19 protein-coding genes, 1 tRNA gene and 1 pseudogene are annotated in these 24,089 nt (G+C 34.2%); 15 read left to right on the top strand and 6 right to left on the bottom strand.

All coding sequences use genetic code 11. The features are described 5' to 3' along the window. Positions 1-233 precede the first annotated feature (233 nt). From FF52_RS18085 to FF52_RS18065, 5 genes and pseudogenes are all read right to left on the bottom strand, one after another. Positions 234-314: transfer RNA gene (locus FF52_RS18085), tRNA-Tyr, on the bottom strand. 457 nt (positions 315-771) lie between these two features. After that, positions 772-1,158: pseudogene (locus FF52_RS23675) on the bottom strand (TlpA family protein disulfide reductase); the annotation flags it as partial. 18 nt (positions 1,159-1,176) lie between these two features. Next, positions 1,177-1,938 carry a DUF4369 domain-containing protein gene (locus FF52_RS18075; RefSeq protein ID WP_008467816.1) on the bottom strand — a complete coding sequence of 254 codons (762 nt, stop codon included), beginning with the start codon at positions 1,936-1,938 and terminating at the stop codon, positions 1,177-1,179. 261 nt (positions 1,939-2,199) lie between these two features. Further along, positions 2,200-2,640, bottom strand: a complete 441-nt coding sequence (locus tag FF52_RS18070) for a KTSC domain-containing protein (RefSeq protein WP_008467814.1) — start codon at positions 2,638-2,640, stop codon at positions 2,200-2,202. A gap of 430 nt (positions 2,641-3,070) precedes the next feature. Continuing rightward, entirely contained in the window at positions 3,071-3,316 is a 246-nt protein-coding gene (locus tag FF52_RS18065; RefSeq protein WP_008467813.1) for a hypothetical protein, read from the bottom strand. Between the two features lie 86 nt (positions 3,317-3,402). Here FF52_RS18065 and FF52_RS18060 point away from each other — a divergent pair, with 86 nt between their 5' ends. The 9 genes from FF52_RS18060 (at position 3,403) to FF52_RS18025 (ending at position 12,062) form a co-directional block, all read left to right on the top strand. After that, positions 3,403-3,945 (top strand): hypothetical protein, encoded by a 543-nt coding sequence (locus FF52_RS18060; protein WP_008467811.1) that lies wholly within the window; start codon positions 3,403-3,405, stop codon positions 3,943-3,945. After that, positions 3,945-4,091, top strand: coding sequence for a hypothetical protein (locus tag FF52_RS23785; protein ID WP_008467810.1), 147 nt, complete (start codon positions 3,945-3,947; stop codon positions 4,089-4,091). The genes FF52_RS18060 and FF52_RS23785 overlap by 1 nt, the downstream gene beginning before the upstream one ends. Positions 4,092-4,194: 103 nt before the next feature. Further along, positions 4,195-4,428 (top strand): hypothetical protein, encoded by a 234-nt coding sequence (locus tag FF52_RS18055; RefSeq protein WP_008467808.1) that lies wholly within the window; start codon positions 4,195-4,197, stop codon positions 4,426-4,428. Beyond that, positions 4,418-4,798, top strand: a complete 381-nt coding sequence (locus tag FF52_RS18050) for a YchJ family protein (RefSeq protein WP_008467806.1) — start codon at positions 4,418-4,420, stop codon at positions 4,796-4,798. Before FF52_RS18055 ends, FF52_RS18050 begins: the two co-directional genes overlap by 11 nt. Positions 4,799-4,904: 106 nt before the next feature. After that, on the top strand, positions 4,905-6,023 hold the full coding sequence (locus tag FF52_RS18045) for a vWA domain-containing protein (protein WP_008467804.1): 1,119 nt from the start codon (positions 4,905-4,907) through the stop codon (positions 6,021-6,023). A 190-nt stretch (positions 6,024-6,213) separates the two neighbouring features. Continuing rightward, on the top strand, positions 6,214-7,677 hold the full coding sequence (locus FF52_RS18040) for an AAA family ATPase (RefSeq protein WP_008467802.1): 1,464 nt from the start codon (positions 6,214-6,216) through the stop codon (positions 7,675-7,677). Between the two features lie 273 nt (positions 7,678-7,950). Continuing rightward, entirely contained in the window at positions 7,951-8,805 is an 855-nt protein-coding gene (locus tag FF52_RS18035) for an EamA family transporter (RefSeq protein ID WP_008467800.1), read from the top strand. A 448-nt stretch (positions 8,806-9,253) separates the two neighbouring features. Further along, on the top strand, positions 9,254-10,540 hold the full coding sequence (locus tag FF52_RS18030) for a Glu/Leu/Phe/Val family dehydrogenase (protein ID WP_008467796.1): 1,287 nt from the start codon (positions 9,254-9,256) through the stop codon (positions 10,538-10,540). Between the two features lie 298 nt (positions 10,541-10,838). Further along, positions 10,839-12,062, top strand: coding sequence for a sterol desaturase family protein (locus tag FF52_RS18025; RefSeq protein WP_008467795.1), 1,224 nt, complete (start codon positions 10,839-10,841; stop codon positions 12,060-12,062). Between the two features lie 124 nt (positions 12,063-12,186). Here FF52_RS18025 and FF52_RS18020 read toward each other — a convergent pair whose 3' ends face one another. Then, a complete protein-coding gene (locus tag FF52_RS18020) occupies positions 12,187-13,785 on the bottom strand; it encodes a DUF6377 domain-containing protein (RefSeq protein WP_008467793.1) in 1,599 nt (532 codons plus the stop codon). A gap of 480 nt (positions 13,786-14,265) precedes the next feature. Here FF52_RS18020 and FF52_RS18015 point away from each other — a divergent pair, with 480 nt between their 5' ends. The 6 genes from FF52_RS18015 to FF52_RS17990 all read left to right on the top strand — a co-directional run bounded on the left by FF52_RS18015 (position 14,266) and on the right by FF52_RS17990 (position 24,012). After that, entirely contained in the window at positions 14,266-14,787 is a 522-nt protein-coding gene (locus tag FF52_RS18015) for a DUF5004 domain-containing protein (protein ID WP_008467791.1), read from the top strand. Between the two features lie 8 nt (positions 14,788-14,795). Then, positions 14,796-15,878, top strand: coding sequence for a hypothetical protein (locus FF52_RS18010; RefSeq protein ID WP_008467788.1), 1,083 nt, complete (start codon positions 14,796-14,798; stop codon positions 15,876-15,878). Between the two features lie 28 nt (positions 15,879-15,906). Beyond that, entirely contained in the window at positions 15,907-18,906 is a 3,000-nt protein-coding gene (locus FF52_RS18005; RefSeq protein WP_157498654.1) for a SusC/RagA family TonB-linked outer membrane protein, read from the top strand. 28 nt (positions 18,907-18,934) lie between these two features. Next, entirely contained in the window at positions 18,935-20,446 is a 1,512-nt protein-coding gene (locus tag FF52_RS18000) for a RagB/SusD family nutrient uptake outer membrane protein (protein ID WP_008467783.1), read from the top strand. Between the two features lie 277 nt (positions 20,447-20,723). Beyond that, positions 20,724-21,968 carry a glycoside hydrolase family 71/99-like protein gene (locus tag FF52_RS17995; RefSeq protein ID WP_008467781.1) on the top strand — a complete coding sequence of 415 codons (1,245 nt, stop codon included), beginning with the start codon at positions 20,724-20,726 and terminating at the stop codon, positions 21,966-21,968. Between the two features lie 25 nt (positions 21,969-21,993). Beyond that, a complete protein-coding gene (locus FF52_RS17990; protein WP_008467779.1) occupies positions 21,994-24,012 on the top strand; it encodes a glycoside hydrolase family 97 protein in 2,019 nt (672 codons plus the stop codon). Positions 24,013-24,089 lie beyond the last annotated feature (77 nt).

The raw sequence follows: 24,089 nt of genomic DNA, 5'->3' as shown, positions 1-24,089 counted from the left end.
GGATATTGTTCAAAAGTATATAAAAATACTACAATATTAAAAAAAGAGTTGCTTTTGTAACAGAAATAAATACACTTTTAGCAGACCCTAAAAATCTTATGGAGAATGGGGGGATTTTGATAATTTAATTCTGTAAAACAAAAAATAACTGAAATTATTTAATAAGATTTACAGTTTCTTTTTATTCTGAAAATAGAGCAAAAAAAAATCCTAATCAAAGATTAGGATTTTTGTGGGGAGAGCAGGATTCGAACCTGCGAAGTTTTCACAGCAGATTTACAGTCTGCCCTCGTTGGCCGCTTGAGTATCTCCCCGAATCTCTAGCGTTGCGCTTATTGTTCTAAGCGGTTGCAAAGATAGGAACGTTTTCTACATTTCCAAACAAATAAAGGACTTAATTTTAAGTTATTTTAAGGTTGTTTTTTAATTCATTGGAATTGAATAAAATAAAAAACCTTCACATTGTGTTTTTTAAAATTTATTTTTTGAAATAAGAATATTCTTATTGTGTTTTTTGATTTTCTGCTGTAGATTTATTCTTTAATAAAACTTTAACCATTACTTTTATTGATGTTTTGAGTGAATATTAAAGAGGAAACAAATTATTAAATGCTGTTTGAAATAGGGTTTATTCTATTTTTGTAAACATTATATTTTAAATCAGAATTGCTACTTCATTTTGATGAAATTTTACTTTTAAATGGCATATTTCTCAAAACAACAAAAAAATCTCCACTAGGGAGATTTTTTTGTTTTATTTTAAATGTAGAATTATTTAGCTAACAATTCTTGGATTTTTGCTTTAAGTTCAGCACCTCTTAAGTCCTGAGCTACGACTTTTCCTGATGCATCTAGAATGAAAGTTGCAGGAATAGACTCAACATTATATTGTTTTGCAATTGGCTCATCCCAAAATTTAAGATTTGAAACATGAGTCCAAGTCAAACCGTCTTTTGCAATAGCTTCTTTCCATTTTGCCGCATCTTTATCTAGTGATACTCCTACAATGTTTAATCCTTTAGAATGGAACTCTTTGTATAGAGCTACTACATGAGGGTTTTCTTGTCGGCATGGTCCGCACCAAGAAGCCCAGAAATCTACGATAGTTACTTTGCCTAAGCTTTCTTTAAGCGAAACTACTTTTCCTTCCGGATTTGGAGCCGAAAAATCTGCTCTTCATTTAGCGCTGCCTACTGGTGGAGCTGTAGCACCAACAGACGGCATTTTTGCTTGACCAAATCTAGTTTTGATTTCTTTTCCAGGAGCTGTGTTTTTTAAAGACTCATCCAAACCATTATAAAGTCCTTCTAGTTTTTTCATGTCAGCTGTTGGATCATTCAATAAACTTTGGATTATTAAAGCTGTAATGAAAGATTTAGGGTGACCTTCAGCATAAGTCAAATATTTCTTTTTGCTGCTTTCTTGTACTTCTTTCTGAATTTCCATATATTGTTTCATCAAGCCATTGATAACTGCTGTATCTTGCGCTTGTTGAGCTTGTTTCATTTTTTCATTGTTCTTTTTTTGGAAATCAATTAAACTTTTTTGAGTTTTATTCATTTCTTCCATGAAAGCAAAATACTCGTCGTTGTTGTAAGTTCCAGAGATTTTAGATTTGTGGATACTATCTTTATCAATAGCAATATTAATTTCTCCAGTTTCAAGGATGAATGGGATAGGACCATTAGCACCTTGTAAAATTAATGTGTGGAAAGCTGGTTCTGTAACTTTTCCTTTTATTTCAAATTTTCCGTTTTCAACTTTTACTGTATCAAGAGAAACTGGCATTCTCGTAGCAGGGTCCTGACCTTGTAAGATGATAGTTTTTCCGTTTTCAATTCCTGTAGCAGTACCTGTAATAAGGTATTCTCCATCTTTAACTTTGCTGCAAGAAATGATAGCCGCAGAAGCTGTAAGTACAAAAAGTATTTTTTTCATTATAAAAAATTAATTAGTTAATTGATTTGTGTGACAAAAGTATCTAAAAATATAAAACATACAGAATTTTGTAACCTAAAATTTTGTTATAGTTTTTTTAGTCTTAAAACGCATGAAATCAGTATGTTTGTTGGCTTGATTTGATGAAAAACTCTTAATGTGGAACATATTTGAGAGATCTCTATTCAAATTTTTAAATTTTTGGCATAAAAAAAGCACTCGTTTGATAGAGTGCTTTTTATAAAATATAGTGTTATAAAACTATTCTTGATTTGTTTTCTTTCTCCAAGTAAAAGCATTTAAAATATGTCTTTTTGCAAATCTTGCAGGAGAATCAGCATTTACCATTTTCACGTAAGTTGCTTTAGGAACACTGATGTATTCATAGACACTTCCGTTAGAAAAGTCAATAATCAAACGCCCTTCAACATATTTAAAATCTGTGATAGAACAAGTCGAAATTGTTTCTGTGTATTCAGGTAAATTAAGTTTAATAGTATCAGGGTGAATACTTACTAAAAAGTGGTAAGCTTCGATAATCGTTTTACTTTTTTCTTCTGCTTCTTTTAAACCAGCTTCATTTCCAACAAATTTATCAGGATGAGATTCTTTCATCGCATTACGATAAATTGTTTTTAAATCTTTTAATTCTGCAGTTTTGTCTACGTTTAGTAACTTGCGGTATTCAACTATTTTTTTCATAAATAAAGGTAACTACTTGTCTATTAGTTTGAAATCGTTCTTTTTTAGTTCAAATCGACAAATTTTTTGCAAAGGTACACTTTTTTTTAACTTTTTAGTTTTGATGTAAAAAATATTCAAGAAAGTTGGGGTATTAAAACATTAACTGAATAGTGGAATCGTTTTTTTTACCGCAAAGTACGCAGAATTACGCAAAGAACGCTAAGATTTTTTTTACCGCAAAGCACGCAAAGGTTTACGCAAAGAGCACAAAGTTTTTTTAAGCAAAATGTTCATAAACATAAAGTTCGCAAAGCTTTATCTATACAAAGCTTTGCGAACTTAAATCTTCTCAACTTATAACACTCAGAAAAAATAAACTTAGCGTTCTTTGCGTTAAAAAAAAGCGTTCCAACAAAACATGAAACTTGAAACCTGAAACAAAATAAATCTATTCCGGTTTATGATTGGCCTTATCGAAGTTTCTTGATTTTTTAGGGTATTTATCGTAGCTCATGTCGCTTGGGTTTTCGATAACAGATTTTATGGTAATCCAATCGCCGACATTAAATTTCGCTTGAACCATTTTATAGTCTAAAAGATATTCTCCGCAGAAATAATTATTATTTTCATCTTTTTCGATAATGCCGGTAAAAACTCCTTTTTGCGGCATTTTTTGTTCTATATCTTTAGACATGATTTTTTTGTTTTGAATTAAGAAGCAAAGGTAAGCAATTTAGGTTTGTTTTAGGGAGTTCGCCGTAATCTGAGTATATTTGCAGCATGCAGAAAAACTTTAAGCCACATCCTAATTCTTTTAAAAACACTTTTTGTGCTTTTAACGAAGTACTTCCAGATGCCATAAAAGGTTTAAAAAAACAGTTTGAAAGCAAAGCAGGAAGTGCCTATTATTATATGGAAGAAGGAATGTATCGCGTTTCTAATCATTGGGGAAGACTAGCTAATAGTAAGTGGCGCTTGATTGCCCGTGATCCTGAAACAGAATCAAAGACTAAAATTGGTTTTGCGAAATGGACAGAATTTTATCCTGATAATGCAACTGATAAACTGTATTATATAGAAGCCGATTTCGAAAAAAATCTAGCCAATTATCAGCATAAAAATAATCCTAAATATGATGGAAAAGCGGTGTTGAGAACAAGTGCTGAAACCACAAAAAGATTAAAACAGATTAGAAATCTGCAACAACTGACCAATTGGGCAAAGCATTTTGATTATGATGATATTGATGATTTACGAAAACAGCTTATCAACGAATTAATTTTTACTGAAAAAACTTTGGAACAAATTAAAAGAGAAGTATAATGGGACGCAATAACGAAAAAAACATCAAAAAGCACAACGATAAATTGCACAAAGCCCAAGCAAAAGCCAAACAAGCAGAAATTGCCCGAAAAGAAAAATTAAAAGAAATCGTGAAGAAATTCAACGAAAGTAAAAACGAAGAGTAAAATATTTGTTTCAGGTTTCAGGTTTCAGGTTTCAAGTTACAAGTTAACGAAGCGAAACTCAAACTTGAAACCTGAAACTTGAAACAAAACAAACAATAAACAAATGAATAGTAAATTCGAAAACCTTAAAGCAAACGTACAGGAAATCATTGATTTGATTGCTGCGAAAAACGACAGAGAAGCAAACAACAAATTGTTGGAAGTAAGCGAAACATTGGATGAAATGATTGATTTTGCTGAGGAGGATGAAGAAGTGAGAGAAATTACCCGTTATCAAGTTTTGCTAAATCAGCTTCATGTAAAAATTAATGGAGAAGAACCAGTCGATGGAGAGTAAAAAATGTTTCTGTGATACAGGACTGTTATTTGAAAACTGTTGCGGACTGTATCTAAATGGCGGTCAAAAAGCTCCTACAGCATTGGCTTTAATGCGTTCCAGATATTCGGCATATGCAACTCACAATGCCGATTATTTGATGGAAACTACTTATGTTTCGGAAAGAAAGTATTATTCAAAGCCCGAAATTTTAAGATGGGCAGTTTCCAATAAATGGCAGAAATTAGAAATTCTAAGCTTTTCAGAAAACACGGTAGAATTCAAAGCTTATTTTTTAGATTCAGATAATAAACCGCAAGTGCATTATGAATTTTCTACTTTTAAAGTCGAAAATGAAGCTTGGTATTATTTGGATGGAAAGTTTGAATAATTATTACATCTAACACTGTTAGTTGAGAATTTTGGTTAAATATTTTAACTAAAAATTAATAAACGTTTCGTTTTTCATAATTCCAAAAAGATGTAATTTTAGATTTATGAAAAACGAATTTAAAAAAGGCTTTTATTTTAAGACTTACGAAGCTCCTTTTCAGTCTCCGTTTGACAAACTTTTTACGATTTTTAAAGAGTTGATCACCCATACTTCGGGTGATTTTGATGAAGCCATCAACTGGCTTCGGGAACTGGACAAAGAATACAAACTTACCGACGAGAACTATACTATTGACGATTTTATCGAAGACCTTAAGAAAAAAGGGTACATCAGAGATGAAGTAAAAGGTGATGGAAGTTCTGGTTTTGGCATTACAGCAAAAACTGAAAGAGCCATTAGACAGCAAGCGTTGGATCAGATTTTTGGAAACTTGAAAAAGTCTGGAAACGGAAATCATAAAACAAAATATGCTGGAAGCGGCGATGAACACACAGGAGAATTCCGCGAATATAATTTTGGAGACAGTTTAGAGAGAATCTCATTAACGGAAAGTCTTCGAAATGCTCAAGTCAATAATGGTGTAGAAAGTTTTATGCTGACTGAAAACGATTTGATAGTAGAAGATGCTCAGTATAAAGCTCAAATGAGTACCGTTTTAATGATCGACATTAGTCACAGTATGATTTTGTATGGCGAAGACCGAATTACTCCTGCAAAAAAAGTTGCTATGGCTTTGGCAGAATTAATCACAACAAGGTACCCAAAAGATACACTAGATATTTTGGTTTTTGGTAATGATGCCTGGACCATTCCGATAAAAGATTTGCCGTATTTGCAAGTTGGACCATATCATACCAATACAGTTGCGGGGTTGCAATTGGCGATGGATATTTTGCGAAGAAAACGCAACACCAATAAACAGATTTTTATGATCACTGACGGAAAACCAAGTTGTGTTCGCGAGCGAGATGGTTCTTATTATATGAATAGTAATGGTTTGGACGAATATATTGTCGATAAATGCTACACTCAGGCACAACAAGCAAGAAAACTTCATATTCCGATTACGACTTTTATGATTGCCAGAGATCCGTATTTACAGCGTTTTGTAAATCAGTTTACTGAGGCTAATCAAGGGAAAGCATTTTATACCGGAATTAAAGGTTTGGGTGAAATGATTTTTGAGGATTATGAAGCAAATAGGAAGAAGAGGATTAAATAGGGTTGCTAGGATACTAAGGTTCTGAATAGCAAAGTAACAAAGAGACAAAGTGATAAAGGTTTCTTTTGAAAATGAATATAAGCAACGAATATCGTAGAGAAGCACTGTAGTGAGTCTAACCCATTAATTGTCATGCTGAGCGGAGTCGAAGCACACATCAATAAATAAACAAAAACTATATTTCAACACAATGGAAATAAAAACTATAAAGACATTAGGTCAATTAAAAGCCGCTGGTTATAAAAGTACAAGCATAAAGGATGAATTGCGAAATAATCTTCGTGAAAAAATCAAATCGGGAAAACCTGTTTTTGAAGGTGTTCACGGATTTGAAAACACAGTTATTCCAGAATTGGAACGTGCAATTTTATCTCGTCATAATATCAATTTGTTGGGACTTCGCGGACAGGCAAAAACACGTTTGGCTCGTAAAATGGTCGAATTATTGGATGAATACATTCCGTTTGTTGAAGGTTCAGAAATCAATGACGATCCGTTACATCCGATTTCTCGTTTTGCGAAGGATTTAATCGCAGAAAAAGGAGATGAAACGCCAATTGCATGGCTACACAGAAATGAACGTTTTTTTGAAAAACTAGCCACTCCAGATGTAACGGTTGCCGATTTAATTGGCGATGTTGATCCAATTAAAGCGGCAAATTTAAAACTGTCTTATGCTGACGATCGCGTAATACACTTCGGAATGATTCCAAGAGCCAATCGTTGTATTTTTGTAATCAACGAATTACCCGATTTGCAAGCCAGAATTCAAGTAGCATTGTTTAATATTCTGCAAGAAGGCGATATTCAAATTAGAGGTTTTAAATTGAGAATGCCTCTCGATATGCAGTTTGTTTTTACAGCAAATCCGGAAGATTACACCAATAGAGGAAGTATTGTAACGCCTTTAAAAGATAGAATCGGTTCTCAGATTCTTACGCATTATCCAGAAAGTATCGAAATTGCAAGAACGATTACAGAACAAGAATCCAAATTAGATAAAAACCAAACCGACGTTGTTTACGTTCCGAGTTTGGCTAGAGATATTTTAGAACAAATTAGTTTCGAAGCCCGAGAAAGCGAATACATCGACAATAAAAGTGGTGTAAGTGCCAGAATGAGTATTACAGCTTTCGAAAATTTAATCAGTACTGCAGAACGCCGTGCCTTAATTTCTGGTGTTGATAAAACCACTTTGCGTTTGTCTGATTTTATCGGAATCATTCCAGCCATTACAGGAAAAGTAGAATTGGTTTACGAAGGAGAGCAGGAGGGAGCTGATGTTGTAGCGGAAAGTCTGATTGGATCTGCGATTAGAACTTTATTCCCAGAATATTTCCCTAAAATAGAAAAATTAGAAAAGCCAGACGAAAAAACACCATATTCTGATATTGTAGAATGGTTTTTCGCGGAAAGCGGCTTCGAATTATTAGATGACGCTTCTGATGCAGAATACAAAAGTATTTTGGATGAAGTAACGCCGTTGGATGAATTATTAAAAAAATACCAGCCACAATTAGCAAAGGAAGATATTTATTTTATGAAAGAATTCATCCTTTGGGGGTTGGTTGAATATAAAAAACTGAGCAAAGACCGTTTTGCAAAAGGAAATCAGTTTAGAGATATTTACGGAAGTTATATTAGTAAGTTCTAAAAAATGAGATGAAGTTTTTTTTTAACACATAGAAACATAGTTTTTGCAAATTGAGAAAAAGGCGTTTCACTAATTTAAATTCACATAGCAGCTATGTGTTAAAGCTTGCTTTTTTTGCAATCTTAAACAGAAAGAATAAAATCTATGATTCTATGTGTTTAAATTAAATTTTATTGAATTGCATTAAAACTTAATCTGGTCTAGCTGGTTTTTTAAAACTGGCTGGACTTTTTTATTTTGCAATACTTACTTTTACAATCCAAATATAAATTTATGTTGTTTCTTATTTTAAGCATCTTATGCAGTGTTACAGTTGGCGTTATATTCAAAATTTCAAGAAAATATAATGCTAATCCTTCTCAGATAATTTCATTCAATTATATAGCAGCAATTGCACTTTGCTATTTCACTTTTAGTCCAAATCTCAAAGAATTAGATCATAATGCGCCATTAGAAATTTATACTTCTGTTGGAATTTTACTTCCAATATTATTTCTTTTTCTGGCACTTTCGATAAAATATATGGGAATTGCAAAGACAGATGCTGCACAAAGATTATCATTATTTATTCCGATTTTGGCGGCTTGGCTGTTATTTAATGAAGGATTTAATAGTTATAAAGTTATTGGAGTTTTAGTCGGTTTTGCTGCGCTTTTATTCATCTTAAAAAAGCCATCAGACAACACAGAAAACAAATGGATTTATCCAGCAACGGTTTTACTTGGTTTTGGAATTATAGATATTCTTTTTAAGAAAATAGCTTTATATACTGTTGTTCCTTACACAACATCTTTATTTTTTGTTTTCCTAATTGCTTTTGCCGTTTCTATTGTAATCGTGCTGTATAAGCTGTTTATAGCGAAAGAAAATTTTGTTCTAAAAAGCATTCCTTTCGGAATATTGGTTGGAATTTTCAACTTCGGAAATATATTATTCTATTTAAAAGCGCATAAAGCATTTGCAGAAAATCCATCGACAGTTTTTGCCGGAATGAATATGGGGGTAATTATTTTAGGAACTCTTATTGGCGCTTTTTTCTTCAAAGAAAAGCTTTCCAAAATCAATATTTTGGGATTGTTTTTAGCTCTTATAGCGGTTGTTTTTATATTTTTATCGCAATTGCAGTAATTTTTTTTAGTTTATAACCCTTTAATTTACAGCTGTTTTTGTAAGTAAATTGAAAATGTTTTAAATTAACTCGACTAATTCTATAGAATTTATAAATATATTTTTGTAGCTTTGTCTCAACAATGAAAAACTATAGTCAAAATATAAGAACGTCTTTTCCATGCTGCTTTGCGATGTGCTGCATGATGAATCACGTTTTGAAATGGCGTTAATAGAGAAAGTACTTGTTAGTTATTTTTTTTTTAGCCTTTCATTGCACCATGAAAGGCTTTTTTTTGAATCGTTAAAAAATCAAGATATGAGAACCAACAGAAATATGAAAATTTTGATGCGCCGCTGCTTAATCAAGATTCCGTGTTGCAACTAGGAGACAGTATAAAATAGACACAATCTTCAGAGAGAAGGTTGATAAACATAAAAAATAACCCAAACCTAAAAACTATATAGTATGAGCTCAGAAACTATAAAACACAATCCGTTTCAATCTATGATTGATCGCTTTAATATCGCTGCAGATATTTTGAATTTAGATGATTCTATTAAACAAAAACTGCAGCGCCCAGAAAAACAAATAACGGTAAACTTTTCTATCACTTTAGATAACGGAAACGTTCAAAATTTTGAAGGATATCGTGTAATTCACAACACCGCTTTAGGACCTTCAAAAGGAGGAATCCGTTATGATACCGGTGTTAATTTGGATGAGGTAAAAGCACTTGCCGCCTGGATGACCTGGAAATCTGCTGTAACTGGAATTCCATTTGGTGGAGCAAAAGGCGGCATTATTTGCGATCCTAGAAACCATTCTAAAACTGAATTAGAAAAAATTACAAGAGCTTACACCAAAGCTTTAGCTGATATTTTCGGACCAGAAAAAGATGTTCCTGCGCCAGATATGGGAACAGGCCCAGACGAAATGGGATGGCTGATGGATGAGTTTTCAATACTGCATGGAAGACCAATTCATGCTGTAGTTACAGGAAAACACCTTCATTCTGGCGGATCTTTAGGTAGAGTAGAAGCAACGGGAAGAGGCGTAAGCATCATTACGATTTTGGCGCTTCAAAAATTAAAAATCAGACCGGCAAGAGCTACAGCAGCAATTCAAGGATTTGGAAATGTTGGATTACACTCTGCTTTATTTCTGCATGAAAAAGGAGTGAAAATTGTAGCAGTAAGCGATGTTTCTGAAGCATTTTATAATCCGAACGGAATTAATATTCCTGAACTGATTTTGTATTACAATCTGAATAACAAAACCATAAAAGGATATCCAAATTCAGTTGCCATAAAACATGAAGATTTATTGCTTTTGGATGTTGATGTTTTAATTCCAGCTGCTAAAGAAGATGTTATTACGCACAAAAATGCAGGCGACATTCAAGCCAGAATTATTGTTGAAGGTGCTAATGGCCCAGTTGCTTCAGATGCAGATCAGATTTTGCATGATAAAAATATATTAGTTGTTCCTGATATCTTAGCCAATGCAGGCGGTGTGACCGTTTCTTATTTCGAATGGCTTCAGAATTCGCTTTTGGAGTCTTGGAGAATCCATCAGATTAATAAACGTCTGGAGGATATATTAGAAAAAGGTTTTGAAACTGTTTTTAGAGTGGCAGTAAAACACAATGTAACGCCTCGTATTGCTGCTTATATTATTGCTTTGAAAAAAGTAGCCGAAACACAATCGGTAAAAGAAGTGGCTTTGGAAGCTCCTTTGTTTAAGCAAAATTAAATCAGGTTTATTTCGTAAAAGATCATTTTCGTTGATTACGTTTTTTGTCTGCTGAAAACGGAATTGATGGAAATGTCTTTTTCGTTTGATTATTAAAAGAAAATTATTAAACACATAGAAACATAGTTTTTGTTAGTCTATATAAAGGCGTTTCACTAATTTAAATACACATAGCTATGTGTTAAAGCTTACTTTTCTTGTAATCTCAAGAAGAGGAAAAACAATAAAAATCTATGTTCCTATGTGTTAAAATTATATTACCCAACATAATTTTTAGAATCGAAAAAGCATCACATAAATGAAAAACATCAATTTTCTAGCATTTGCTATGCCGGCCTTTTTTCTTTTTTTGTTTTTAGAATATAAGCTTGCCCAACGCAGAAAAAGGCCTGAAATTTTTAATTATGAAAGTTCCGTTTCCAATATTTCCATCGGAATTGCAGAACGTTTGATTAACCTATTTGTTGCGGCCAGCTTTTATCAGTTGTATTATTTGATTTATGACGATTATAGAATATTTGAGATTCCGAGCAATGCCTTGGTTTGGTTTGCATTAATTCTAGCTACTGATTTTGTCTGGTATTGGTATCATAGATTAGGGCACGAGGTCAATTTTTTCTGGGCGGCACATATTGTTCATCATCACAGTGAAGAATTTAATTTTACGGCTGCGGCCAGAATTACTACATTTCAAGCTATCATCAGAACGGGATTTTGGTGTGTGCTGCCTTTAATCGGTTTTCATCCAAGTATGGTAATTACCATGCTGATTGTGCATGGCGCTTACTCCTTTTTTACGCATACCCAGCTCATCGGAAAAATAAAATGGTTGGAATATGTTTTTGTAACGCCTTCTGTTCACGGAGTGCATCACGCTTCTGACGAAAAATATCTGGATAAAAACTATGGCGATATGTTCACTTTTTGGGATCGTCTTTTTGGAACTTTCCAGACTGAAGAAGAAAAACCAAAATACGGATTAACGCATCCGCTGAAAAGCTATAGTTTCTTGTGGCAGCATTTTCATTATTACTTCGAAATCTACGAATTATGGCAACGCTCCAGCGGATTTAAAGCCAGATGGAATGCCGTTTTCGGAAGTCCAGCCGATATGGATCAGGATATTCGTCCGATTCTCGAGAAACGTTTTCTGCAAGATAAAGCAGCTCCAAATCAGAGACTTCGATTTAAAAATTACCTATATATACAGTTAGGAATCTGCACGCTTATTTTAACTGTTTTCACTTATTATTTTGATTATTTGGACTTGTATGATAAAGTTTTTGTGCTTTCGCTAGTAATTATAACCTTGATCAATTGCGGAGCTCTATTAGAACAACGAAAATGGATTTATTATCTTGAATATACTAGGTTAGCGATGATTTCGACTTACTTTTTATATGAAGAAGATTTAATCGCATTTTTCTTTGTTCCGATTGCTGCTATGATTTTTGCAGAACAATTATTTTCATTGAGTACCATTTATCAAAATACCATTTTGCAATTGGAATCAGGGGAATAACTTTTTTTAGCCACGAATTCACGAATTATTTTTTAATATCTATTCGCGTAATTGTTGCTTACAAATTTCACGTATCATTTTCAATAAAAATTCGTGAATTCGTGGCTAAAAAAAACTTAGCAGCTTAGATTGTCTTAATCTCCATAATCTTCTGCTCAAAAGTATCTTTAAAATCAGATTTGCTTTTAATTCTGGTTTTATACGTGTAAATGGTAGCTACAGAAAGTTCCAGAAATTCAGCCATTTGACTGCTGTCTTGGATTCCTAACCTGTATAAAGCAAAAATTCGTAATTCGGTATTCAAAAGCTCGCCTTTTTTGACAATGCATTTATGATCGTTTGGGAATAATTTATTGAAATCCGTTACGAATGTAGGGAACAGCTTCAAGAAGATTTCATCGAACTGATGGAAAAGGTTTTCTCGTTCTTCCTTAACATTATAACGTTTCAAACTCGCAATAACTTCATCTGTTTTTTTGGTGATGATTTTATGAAGCGTACTTTTCTGGATATGATCTATTTTATTGATGAAAGCCGAAGTAGCTTTGATAAAATAAGTAATATATTCTTCTTTAATTGCATTGGCTTCGCTCAAACTCACATTCATTTCCTGCAATTGTAAATACGAATCGGCCATGATTTTTCTCGCTTTGTTTTTTTCTTTTAATTGCTTGAAAATGATGCCGAGAAAAACAAAAATAATGACCGTTAAGATTGTCAAAAGAATAATAATTTTCTCCAGCTTATCATTCTTATCCTTTACATTATTTAGCTGTGCTTTTTCGATAATAGGTAAAATGGACGAAATCTCAATTTTTCGATGTCTTGCATTATAAAAAGTGGCATCATCCATTGCGATGTTGATGTATTCGTTTGCTTTATCCAAATAACCCATTTTAAAGAGTTCGTTGGCTAAATTTCGAAGCGCTACGGTTTCTTTCGTAGCATTTTTAACATCGGCAATTGCGGCGAGAGCCAGGTATTGAATGGCTTTTTTGGTATAACCTCTTTCGGAATAAATATAACCAAGGCTCGAAGTTGCGATTCCATAATAGTCTGGAGGCAGATTATAGTTGTTAATCCAATAGCTGAAAGCAAATTCGGCGCCTCTCCAGTCTTGTTGTTTCAGGCGTTTCAAACTTTCTGCCGCCCAATATTCATTGGTATTTGTTCCGATTAATTCTAAAGCTTTTTTAAGAAAATGGTTTCCTTGCTGTATATAATGAATATTAAAACGCTGATCACTGCTATAATCGGCCAAATCATAATAAGCACGCGCTTTGATGCTGTAATATTCAAATTTATTTTTGATCTCTAATTGGCTTTCATCAACCACATTTAAAGTATCAATTGCTTCTTTAAAAAGTCCAGAAGAAAGGAGGACGAAGCCTTCTTTTATTCGGCTTTTGGCTAAATGTTTTGGGTTTTTTAAAACTTTTGCTTTGATTTTTGCCTGATCTAAATAATAATACGCCGAATCATATTTAAAAGATTTGTATTCGTCAAACAATGACATATAGCAATTGTATAGTTCTTCATTATTCTGACTAAGGGTAAACTTTGATATATTTTTCTTTAAAGATTCAATTTTTCGATATTTCTGTTTCAGATAAATCTCTTTTTTCAAGAGCGCTTGATCTAATTCTTCTAAATAAGGATTTGTCTCTTTTGCAGTAAGAGAAAAAATGCCTAGGAAGAAAAACAGCATCCATATTCTTTGCATGATTTGTTTTGGTTTAGGGAAAAAGGTTGGTTGATAGATATAATTAGTTAATAGGTTTTAAAAATAAGAATAAGTTTGAGATTAAGCTAAACCTGTTTTTTAAGTGTTGTAAAATGTTTAATAACATCGCTTTAAAGGGGATTTTCAGGGTGAAAATAAGCTGTAAATGTTAAAAACAGGTAAATTATTTGCAATTATACAATAAAAAGTGGTTATATATATGCATAGTGAAAAAAATATACTTATTATTTTACATATTGTCATTTTTACCATTTAAAAACCGCTACTTTTTATCTTAACACCATCTTGATTTTTTGTTTATGTTTAAAATTGTAAACTGTTAATTTTTAAGTGCTTAAGTGTTTTGTTGTTTGAATTTTATCTTGATTTTTCTCAGATTTTTTTTTTAGGATTTATTTAAGGTCTAGTTTCGCTGTATCCTTTTGAAGGGGATAACAAACTAACGAAAACCAAAAATTTATGAAATGTAAAAGTCTTTATTGGCTAGCTTTTATGATGTGTTTCTTTGCGATCGGATGCGATAACACAGATGACGGAAGCTACGTAGAACCGATTACTCTTTATGAAAAAGTAAATGGAAATTGGGGATTAACAAATCTGAAAATGGTTGATGAAGTTGCGAAAGCAAATAAGATCGAACCAAACGAAGAAAACTTGAGTACTTATTTTAACTACGAAGATTTTAAAATCAAATTTAACGTAGATGAAAAGAACAATCCAACAAGTTATGAAGTAACAGGAGATGTCCCTCCATTATTTGCTCCTAAAGGATATTGGGCATTAAGCTCAGATTTTCAGCAGACCAATGGTGTTGGAACAAAAATCTATTTGTACAGCGATGCTCAAAAAACGCAGAAAACAGATGAATTGAGATTAGTTTCAGTTCCAGGTAAAACCAAAGAAATGCAGATTCAATTGACACATGCTTCTGGAGGTGTAGATTTTGTGTCTTATGTGTTTAAATTAAATGCTATTAATTAAAAAGTAACATGAAAAAGTTTATATATACAATTTTACTTGCCTTGTTGATGGCTCCTAATTTTATTCAGGCACAAGAAGCCGCTGGAGCTGTAGGGCCTATATCGTCATTTCCTGTTGTTTACAAATATGATGAACAGGTTACGTGGTATTTTGACATGTCGGCGTCGACATTTGCTGAAACAGAAGATTTATACATCTGGATTTGGTCTCCATCTGAACCAGATGCTGGACACTGGGAAAACTCTTCTGACTTTGCAAAATTAAAGTATGAAGGAAATAAAATCTGGAGTTTTACTTTAACTCCAACAGTTTATTTTTCTAAAACTCCAGAACAAATAGCTAAGAGCGATGGATTTTGGTTTCGTTTGAAAAACAAAAACGGATCTAAACAGAGTGATGTTGCCAATGTGCCATATACTGATTTTTCATCTTTTTATACAGCAAATGAGTTAATCAGATCTTATCCTTCCAAACCTTTGATTGATAAACCGGTAAGTATTTTATTCAATTCAAATTTAAAAGATGGTTTTGCAGGTGTGCCAAGTGTTCACTTTCATAGTGGTCTAAACAACTGGGCTGTTTTGCAAGAATATCAGGCTTGGATTCCAGAAGTTTCTGAAAAGACAAAATTGAAAGATCTTGGAAATGGTTTCTACAGAATGGATTTGATTCCACAGCAATACTACAATACCGAGCCAGGTTTTGTGATGGAAAACATCACTTTCCTTATGGTAGCAAAAGATTGGACCACAAATTCTGGTGATCAGATTATTTATGCCGGAGAATTTATTCCGCCGCCGCCTCCAAGTTTTGCTTTCTTTCCATCGCAAATTAGCCAAAAGGATTTTCTTGGAATGTCGCGAAAAAATAACGAGGTAGGGGTAAACAAATTGATCTACACGATTACAGCTGGACCAAAAACGATTTCTGGTGAGTTTACAGGGGGAACTTCAGAAATTAAAGGTTTTGTCAATTTAGTTTCAGAACTAAATGGAGTTCCAAATTTAAGTGAAATCCACGTTTTGGTAAAAGATAATAAAGACAAAACGATTTCGGATACGACGATTCCGCTTAAAACTTTAGATAAATAATCACTATTAAATTAAAACACCAATTCTAATGAATAGTAAAAATAAAAAAAGCGTCCTGCATCAAATGTGGACTGCTAAAGGAGCGGTATTGATGATTTTTATGCTTTTTCTTTCTGCCAGCACTTTCGCGCAGACGAAAAAACAAATCTCAGGAACCGTTTATGACAATACAGGTACGGTATTGCCGGGAGCTTCTATCATTGAAGTAGGAACAAAAAACGGAACTACAACAGATTTTGATGGTAAATTCAGTCTTCAGGTAGCCGTAGGAGGTGCAATTGAAGTTTCGTTTATCGGATCAACAACACAGAAAATTCAAATTACCGGAAGTACTTCTAACGTTGAGGTTCGTCTGCAAAATGACGGCTATACTTTAGCAGAAGTTCAAGTAGTTTCTGTGGGTTATGGAAAGGTGAAAAAAGCAGATTTGACAGGAGCAATTTCGACTGTTGGAGCAGATGATTTAGTAAAAGGAAACATTTCTTCTACAGAGCAGGTTTTGCAAGGAAAAGTAGCGGGATTGAATATTATTCGTCCTTCTGGAGATCCTGCGGCGGGTTCTACAATCCGTCTTCGTGGAGGAACTTCTTTAACAGCAAGCAATAGTCCGCTAATCGTTGTGGATGGAATTGCTGGTGTTGACATAAACGTGGTTCAACCTTCAGACATTAAATCGGTGGACGTTCTTAAAGATGCTTCGGCAACTGCAATCTACGGTTCTCGTGGTGCAAACGGAGTAATCATGATTACAACAAAATCTGGAACAAAAGGAGTTTCTGTTGTATACAACGGACAAACTGGGATAGGTTACGTAAATGATAACTTAGATTTATTATCTGCAAATCAATGGAGAGGATATGTTCGTCAGAATCAAATTGCAGATGCGGTTGATTATGGAGCAAATACAAATTGGCAAAAAGCAATTGAGCAGACAGCAATTTCTCAATCTCATACTTTAAGCATCAATTCTGGAAAAGCAGATAGCGGTTTTAGAACTTCGCTTTCTTACCTAAACAACGAAGGCGTTATTAAAAAGTCAGGTTTAGAAAGATTAAGCGGGAATGTTAGCGCTTATCAATTTTTGGGAGACAACAAAGAAGTAAAATTTGATATGGGTTTATTTGCAAATATTGACAAATGGCATCCAATCGATTACAGAATTTTTGAAAGAGCATACAACTTAAATCCGACAATTCCAGTTTACGATGCCAACGGAAATTTTAGTGTGGTAACAGGAAACATTTACGAAAATCCAGTTGAGATTTTAACTAACAGAACTTTCGATAATGAGAGACACAGACTTTTAGGTTATTTTAAAACAGATGTAAAATTCTTGAATGACTTTACTGCTACAGCGAATATTTCGTTAGAACATAATGCTGTAAAAGGAGGTACTTACAAACCATCTTATGCGGTTATGGAAGGACAGACTGAAGGCGGTTTTGCACAAAGAACGTATGCAGAATATACCAATGCACAAGGTGAACTTTATGTAAACTACAGCAAAGTTATCGACAAACACAACATCAGTGCTTTAGCCGGTTATTCTTACCTTGAAAATATCTACGAAGGTTTTGGAGCGCAAAGAGGCGGATTTGTAACAGATGCTTTCAGCTATAACAATTTAGGAGCTGGTTACAATTACCGTTTGAGTGATGTTTATTCATACAAAGGAAAATCAAATTTAGTTTCTTTCTATGCTCGTGCTAACTACGGTTACGATGGCAAATATTTATTGACAGCAACGGTAAGACGTGATGGATCTAGCCGTTTTGGAGAAAACAATAAATGGGGAACTTTTCCATCTGCTTCTGCTGCGTGGAGAATTTCTAACGAAGAATTTATGGAATCTTCAAAAGGATGGTTGGATAATTTAAAACTTAGAGTAGGATACGGAGTTACAGGAAATCAGGACGGAATTGGTGAGTACAAATCACTTTCTATTTTAGGAGTTGGAAACGACAGTTACTACGATCCAGTTACAAAAACTTGGAGTTTGGCTTATTCTCCAAAACAAAACCCGAATCCTGACTTGAAATGGGAATCTACAGAACAAGTTAATATTGGTTTCGATTTTGGACTTTTCAACAGAATTACAGGATCTTTTGAATGGTATTCTAAAACAACCAAAGATTTGTTATATACATACGAAGTGCCTCAGCCTCCATATTTAGTAGGAACAATGCTGGCAAACGTTGGTGAAATGTCAAACAAAGGGGTAGAATTAACTTTGAATGCTGACATTATTCGAGGAGATAAATTCAATTGGAATGCTAATTTAACTCTTGGACACAACGTTCAGAAAATTGAAAAACTGTCAAACCCAACCTATAAAACAGATGTTATCTATAGCGGATCTCTTCATGGTTTAGCAGGTATGTCTGGACAATATTCTCAAATTATTGCTGAAGGATATCCTGTTGGAACTTTCTGGGGATTCAAAAATGCTGGTTTAGATGCTAACGGAAAAATTCAGTATTACAATGCAGCAGGACAAGTTGTTGAGGAAAGCGCTTTGGTTGATGCAGACAAAACAGATTTAGGAAACATTCAGCCAGATTTGACTTTAGGTATCGGAATGAATTTTACTTACGGAAATTTTGATCTTGGATTTTCTGGATACGGAATGTTTGGCCAGAAAGCTTTAAATGCTACCAACATGATGTTAAACGACCCGAACAGACTGCCTGCTTTTAATGTGCCAGATTCTTTCTTAAGTAGCGGTATTACTTCTGCCCCTAAGTATTCTGATTACTGGATTGAAGATGCTTCTTTCTTTAGACTTCAGACTTTGACTTTTGGTTATACTTTGCCATTGAAATACAAGAAATCTAAATTTAGAATGTATGTAATGGGAGAAAACTTATTTGTAATTACAGGTTACAAAGGTGTAGATCCAGAAATTGGCTTAAATGCTCAAGATGGTACAGATCAAACTGGATTGGCAGCTCCTGGTATTGATAAATACAACAATTATCCTCGACCAACTACAATTTCTGTTGGACTAAATTTTACGCTGAATAACTAAGCGAATTGATAACCATAAAATATTAAAAATGAAAATCAAAATAACAGCAGCCCTACTTTTAAGCATGCTTTTTACGGTATCATGTACTGATTTGGACGAACAGTTGTATAATCAGGTAGAAGACGGAAATTTTGGAAACACAACCAAAGAAATTGATGCGCTGGTAGGTGGAGCTTATTCTTCGTTAAGAGGATTCTCCGATGCAATCTCAAATAATTTTCCAACTTGCGAATATGTTTTCTTTTTGAATGAAGTAGTTTCAGATGAAGCTACAATTCCGACAAGAGGTACAAACTGGTACGATGGAGGACAATATCAAGATGCTCAAAAACATACTTGGAAATCAGATAACAGAATGATTCTTTCGGCTTGGCGATACAACTATACCGGAATCGCTAAAATCAACGCGATTATTTATCAGATCAATAAATCATCTTTGTCAGATAAAGCAAAAGCGCCAATCTTTGCCGAATTAAAAGCGCTTAGAGCCTATTACTACTACAATCTTTTAGATTTGTTTGGAAATGTGCCAATTGTAACCAATTTTGAGGATACAGACCTTCCGTCTAATTCAACAAGAAAACAAGTATATGATTTTGTCGAAAAAGAGTTAACAGATGCTATTCCGTATTTAAATCCAAATGTGGTGTATTCTAAATTCACTAGAAACGTAGCCTATGCTGTTTTAGCTAGACTATATTTAAATTCAGAAGCATTTATAGGTCAGCCTCGTTGGCAGGATTGTTTAGATATGTGCCAGAAAATTACAGGTTACAGCTTAACACCAGATTTCTTCGCCAATTTCGTGACAGAAAACCAAACTTCTCCTGAAATTATTTTTGCAATCCCTTACGATTCAAAAGCAGGAACAGTTGGAAATTACATGAACTCAATGTCTTGCCACTACAACCAAAAATTGGCTATTTCTGCAATACCAAACAATTATCCTTGGAGTGCAAACGGAATGTGCGCGCAGCCAGGCGTTTACTCAGCTTTTGCAGACACAGACAAAAGAAAAAAATGTATGCTAGAAGGCGATCAAATCAATCTTGCAACAGGTTCTGTGATTATGATGGACAACGGAGAACCGTTAACCTATACTGAGAATCTGACAAGTTTAGAAGATGCAAAAGAGAATGAAGGGGTTCGTTTGGCAAAATATGAAATGAAAGCAGGAGAACAATGGGAGCGTGATCATGATTTTGTATTAATCCGTTATGCAGAAATCTTGATGATGCAGGCAGAATGTTACGTTCGTTTAGGTTCGCCAGATTTAGCTAGACCATTTGTACAGCAAGTGGCGTCTCGTGCAGGCGAAGAATTGCCTGCAACAATTGACCTTGCGTTCATAGATCAAGAGTTGTTGAAAGAATTTACATTTGAAGGGAGAAGAAGAACAGATAATATCCGTTTCGGAACGTTCTTCCAACCGTGGTGGTCAAAAGGTACAACGGAGAAATATAGAGCAATTTTCCCAATCCCAAGTACCGTTTTAACTACTAACAAAAACTTAAAACAAAATCCTGGGTATCCAAATTAGGTTACTAGAATGTCAGTCTTCCATGTTGGTTAGTCGTGGAAGGCTGACATGTTTTTAAATGTTGCATTAAATAGATCGACAGTGCTTAAAATATATTTAACACATAGAAACATAGGTTTTTATGTGTAAAAAACAAAAAGGAAAGAAACTAGTTTCTCACACATAGTCCCGATAGCTATCGGGATGTATTTATGTAAGTGAAAAAGCCTTTTTCTAAGTTTCAAAAAGCTATGTTTCTATGGTTTAAATTATTAAGTAAATAAAATAATATCTCAATATGAAAAGATATATCACGTCGTTGGTTTTCGGTTTGATGAGCATTGTGATGGCTGCTGGCTGCAGCAACGATGACAAGGGGCCAGACAAACCAGTAGAACCAGAAAAAACAGTACCTGTTGCGATTGAGAAAACCAACAGCACCAAGATTTATATGCACTATATGCCGTGGTTTGAAACCAACGAAAGTAGTGCCGATAAAAAATGGGGATATCATTGGACAATGGCAAACAAAAATCCGAACAATATAGGAGCAAATGGCCGAAGAGAAATTGCATCGTATTATTATCCGCTGATTGGACCTTATCACTCAGGCGATAAAAATGTGATTGAGAATCATTTGCTGTTGATGAAATATTCAGGAATTGATGGAGTTTTAATCGACTGGTATGGCACTTACGATGTAAATGATTATAGAATGGTTAAAGAAAATACAGATCAGCTTATTGAAATGCTAGACAAAGTAGGTTTAGAATATGCCATTGTATACGAAGATCGATTTTTGACGAATGTTGTCAATGCAGGAAAAGCAATTTCAGTAACTGGTGCAGCAAAAACAGATCTGGCTTATGTAGAAAAGAATTATTTTTCTGATGCTAATTATATTAAGATCAATAGCAAACCGCTTTTAATGAATTTTGGACCAATTGTTCTAAAGACCCCAACTGAATGGACAAATGTCTTTAATACTTTAACAGCAAAACCAACTTTCTTGACACTTTGGGATCACTCTTCAATGGCAGGAGAAAATGCTTCTGGCGAATATGCTTGGGTATACAAAGACAACAGTTACCTCACAAATTTCTATACCAATACCAAGCCAAAATTGAGTGTAGCAATGGGAAGTGCTTATCCGGGTTTTAAAGACTTTTATGCTGAAGGCGGAGGTGGCGCAGCGATAGGTTGGACCATTGATCATAAGAATGGAGCAACGCTTGATGAAACTCTTGCTTTAGCCAAAAATGCCAATGTAAATTACCTGCAGCTGATTACGTGGAATGATTTCGGAGAAGGAACCATGATGGAGCCAACAGTTGAGTTTGGCTATTCTTTTATCGAAAAAATAAAAACTTTCTCTGGAATAAAAAATACAGAAAGCGTATTTCCAGATATCAGCAAATTGTATGATTTACGCGTACAGAAAAAAGGAAATGTCGAAATCCAGAAAAAACTCGACCAAGCGTTTAATTATTTTGTTTCAATGCAGCCAGCAAAAGCAAAACAAGTAATAAACGAAATAAAATAGAGCTGTAATTAATACAATTTAAATAATGAAAAACAGAAAATATAGATACTGTCTATTGGCTTTTGCATCAATGCTTATTATGGCTTGCAGTACTAAAAAAACGTATAAAATCAGTTCTCCTGAAAAAATCTCTGAATTAACCTTTGAATTGACACCTTCTGGACAACCGCAATACAGTTTTTCTTCTAATGGAAAATCGGTTATTGAGCCTTCTCTCATGGGATTTGAATTTCAAGGTTTAGCAAAAATGACTGATGGTTTTGAAGTCGTTTCGACAGAAGAAAAATCGGCAGATGAAACTTGGGAACAGCCTTGGGGCGAATTCAAAAAAGTAAGAGATCATCATAACGAACTGATTGTTCACTTAAAAGAAGCAAAAGGCGAGGAGCGTCTAGTTGATATCATTTTCAGGGTTTTTGATGATGGTGTCGGATTTCGTTATGAATTTCCAAAACAGCCTCATTTAGGAAAAGTAAAAATCTCTAACGAAGTAACGCAATTTACATTTAAAGACAACAATGACGTTTGGTGGATTCCAGTTCACCGCGAAAACAGTTATTACGAAAGCGAATACCGTAAAACGTTAATGAGTAAAACAGATACGATCAATACGCCAGCAACTTTTGAAACTAAAGACAAATTGTATGTAGCCATTCATGAAGCCAACCTAACAGATTTTGCCTCAATGACGCTTTTGAAAACTACAGACAAACAATACAAAAGTGATTTAGTGCCGTGGGCTGATGGTGTAAAAGTATACGCAGAAACGCCTTTTAAAACGCCTTGGAGAACTATTGTTGTGGGTAAAACTCCTGGTGAGGTAGCAACTTCAACCATTATGCTAAACCTGAACGAACCTTCAAAAATTGAAGATTTATCTTGGATCACTCCATCTAAATATATTGGAATTTGGTGGGGAATGCATTTGGAAAAATACACTTGGGGACAAGGTCCAAAACATGGGGCCACAACCAAGAACACAAAAGAGTACATCGATTTTGCTGCTAAAAACGGTTTTGACGGAGTTTTGGTTGAAGGATGGAATGAAGGTTGGGATGGCGACTGGACCGCTGACGGCAATACATTTAGTTTTGTAAAAGCTTATCCTGATTTTAATTTGGAGGAAATTACAAAATATGCTGCCATGAAAAATGTTCGTTTAATCGGACATCATGAAACAGCTGGAGCAACCAAAAATTATGAAAACCAGTTGGAAGATGCGTTCAAATTGTATCAGAAAATGGGCGTGAATTCGGTTAAAACGGGTTATGTAAACAAATATTTGGACAAAAAAGAATGGCATGATAGCCAATATGGCGCTCGTCATTATAGAAAAGTAATCGAAACGGCGGCTAAATATCACATTATGATTGATAACCACGAACCGATGAAAGGAACGGGTTTACAGCGTACGTATCCGAACTTCATGTCGCAAGAAGGCGGAAGAGGACAGGAATACAACGCATGGTCTGTAGACGGAGGAAATACGCCTGAGCATTTAACAACTCTGCCTTTTACAAGAATGCTTTCTGGACCATTTGATTATACACCAGGGAACTTCAATTTTGATTATAAAACGCCATCTGGAGCAAAAGTGCAAACCACTTTAGCAAATCAATTGGCATTGTATGTGATTATTTTCAGTCCGTTGCAAATGGCATCTGATTTACCTGAAAATTATGAAGGCAAACCAGAATTTCAATTCATAAAAGATGTGCCTTGCACTTGGTCTGACACGAAAGTTTTAGATTCTAAAATTGGAGAATACGCTACAATTGCCCGCAAAGATTGGGATGAAAAGAATTGGTATTTAGGCTCGATCACTAATAGAAATGCAAGAGATTTAAAAGTTGCTTTATCTTTTTTAGATAAAGACAAAGAATACGAAGCAGAAATCTACGCAGATGGTCCCGGAGCAAATTATAAAACTAATCCATATCCAGTTACAATCTCTAAACAAAAAGTAAACAGCAAAACTGTTTTAAATATCAAATTGGCAGCTGGCGGAGGAACTGCAGTGAAATTCTCTCCAATCGAAAAATAGTTTTTTAAGATTCTAAGATGCTAAGAATCTAATTTTATGAGATTTAAATTTATAAAGTTTTATTTTGAGTTAAGTTA

The organism is Flavobacterium sp. F52 (genome assembly GCF_000278705.1).
Lineage (GTDB): Bacteria > Bacteroidota > Bacteroidia > Flavobacteriales > Flavobacteriaceae > Flavobacterium > Flavobacterium anhuiense.
This window is presented reverse-complemented; position numbering and strand designations above follow the sequence as displayed.

Bases quoted from the DNA above. Each gene is read 5' to 3' on its own strand.
- FF52_RS18075 (WP_008467816.1), bottom strand. From the start codon at position 1,938: ATGAAAAAAATACTTTTTGTACTTACAGCTTCTGCGGCTATCATTTCT.
- FF52_RS18070 (WP_008467814.1), bottom strand. From the start codon at position 2,640: ATGAAAAAAATAGTTGAATACCGCAAGTTACTAAACGTAGACAAAACT.
- FF52_RS18065 (WP_008467813.1), bottom strand. From the start codon at position 3,316: ATGTCTAAAGATATAGAACAAAAAATGCCGCAAAAAGGAGTTTTTACC.
- FF52_RS18060 (WP_008467811.1), top strand. From the start codon at position 3,403: ATGCAGAAAAACTTTAAGCCACATCCTAATTCTTTTAAAAACACTTTT.
- FF52_RS23785 (WP_008467810.1), top strand. From the start codon at position 3,945: ATGGGACGCAATAACGAAAAAAACATCAAAAAGCACAACGATAAATTG.
- FF52_RS18055 (WP_008467808.1), top strand. From the start codon at position 4,195: ATGAATAGTAAATTCGAAAACCTTAAAGCAAACGTACAGGAAATCATT.
- FF52_RS18050 (WP_008467806.1), top strand. From the start codon at position 4,418: ATGGAGAGTAAAAAATGTTTCTGTGATACAGGACTGTTATTTGAAAAC.
- FF52_RS18045 (WP_008467804.1), top strand. From the start codon at position 4,905: ATGAAAAACGAATTTAAAAAAGGCTTTTATTTTAAGACTTACGAAGCT.
- FF52_RS18040 (WP_008467802.1), top strand. From the start codon at position 6,214: ATGGAAATAAAAACTATAAAGACATTAGGTCAATTAAAAGCCGCTGGT.
- FF52_RS18035 (WP_008467800.1), top strand. From the start codon at position 7,951: ATGTTGTTTCTTATTTTAAGCATCTTATGCAGTGTTACAGTTGGCGTT.
- FF52_RS18030 (WP_008467796.1), top strand. From the start codon at position 9,254: ATGAGCTCAGAAACTATAAAACACAATCCGTTTCAATCTATGATTGAT.
- FF52_RS18025 (WP_008467795.1), top strand. From the start codon at position 10,839: ATGAAAAACATCAATTTTCTAGCATTTGCTATGCCGGCCTTTTTTCTT.
- FF52_RS18020 (WP_008467793.1), bottom strand. From the start codon at position 13,785: ATGCAAAGAATATGGATGCTGTTTTTCTTCCTAGGCATTTTTTCTCTT.
- FF52_RS18015 (WP_008467791.1), top strand. From the start codon at position 14,266: ATGAAATGTAAAAGTCTTTATTGGCTAGCTTTTATGATGTGTTTCTTT.
- FF52_RS18010 (WP_008467788.1), top strand. From the start codon at position 14,796: ATGAAAAAGTTTATATATACAATTTTACTTGCCTTGTTGATGGCTCCT.
- FF52_RS18005 (WP_157498654.1), top strand. From the start codon at position 15,907: ATGAATAGTAAAAATAAAAAAAGCGTCCTGCATCAAATGTGGACTGCT.
- FF52_RS18000 (WP_008467783.1), top strand. From the start codon at position 18,935: ATGAAAATCAAAATAACAGCAGCCCTACTTTTAAGCATGCTTTTTACG.
- FF52_RS17995 (WP_008467781.1), top strand. From the start codon at position 20,724: ATGAAAAGATATATCACGTCGTTGGTTTTCGGTTTGATGAGCATTGTG.
- FF52_RS17990 (WP_008467779.1), top strand. From the start codon at position 21,994: ATGAAAAACAGAAAATATAGATACTGTCTATTGGCTTTTGCATCAATG.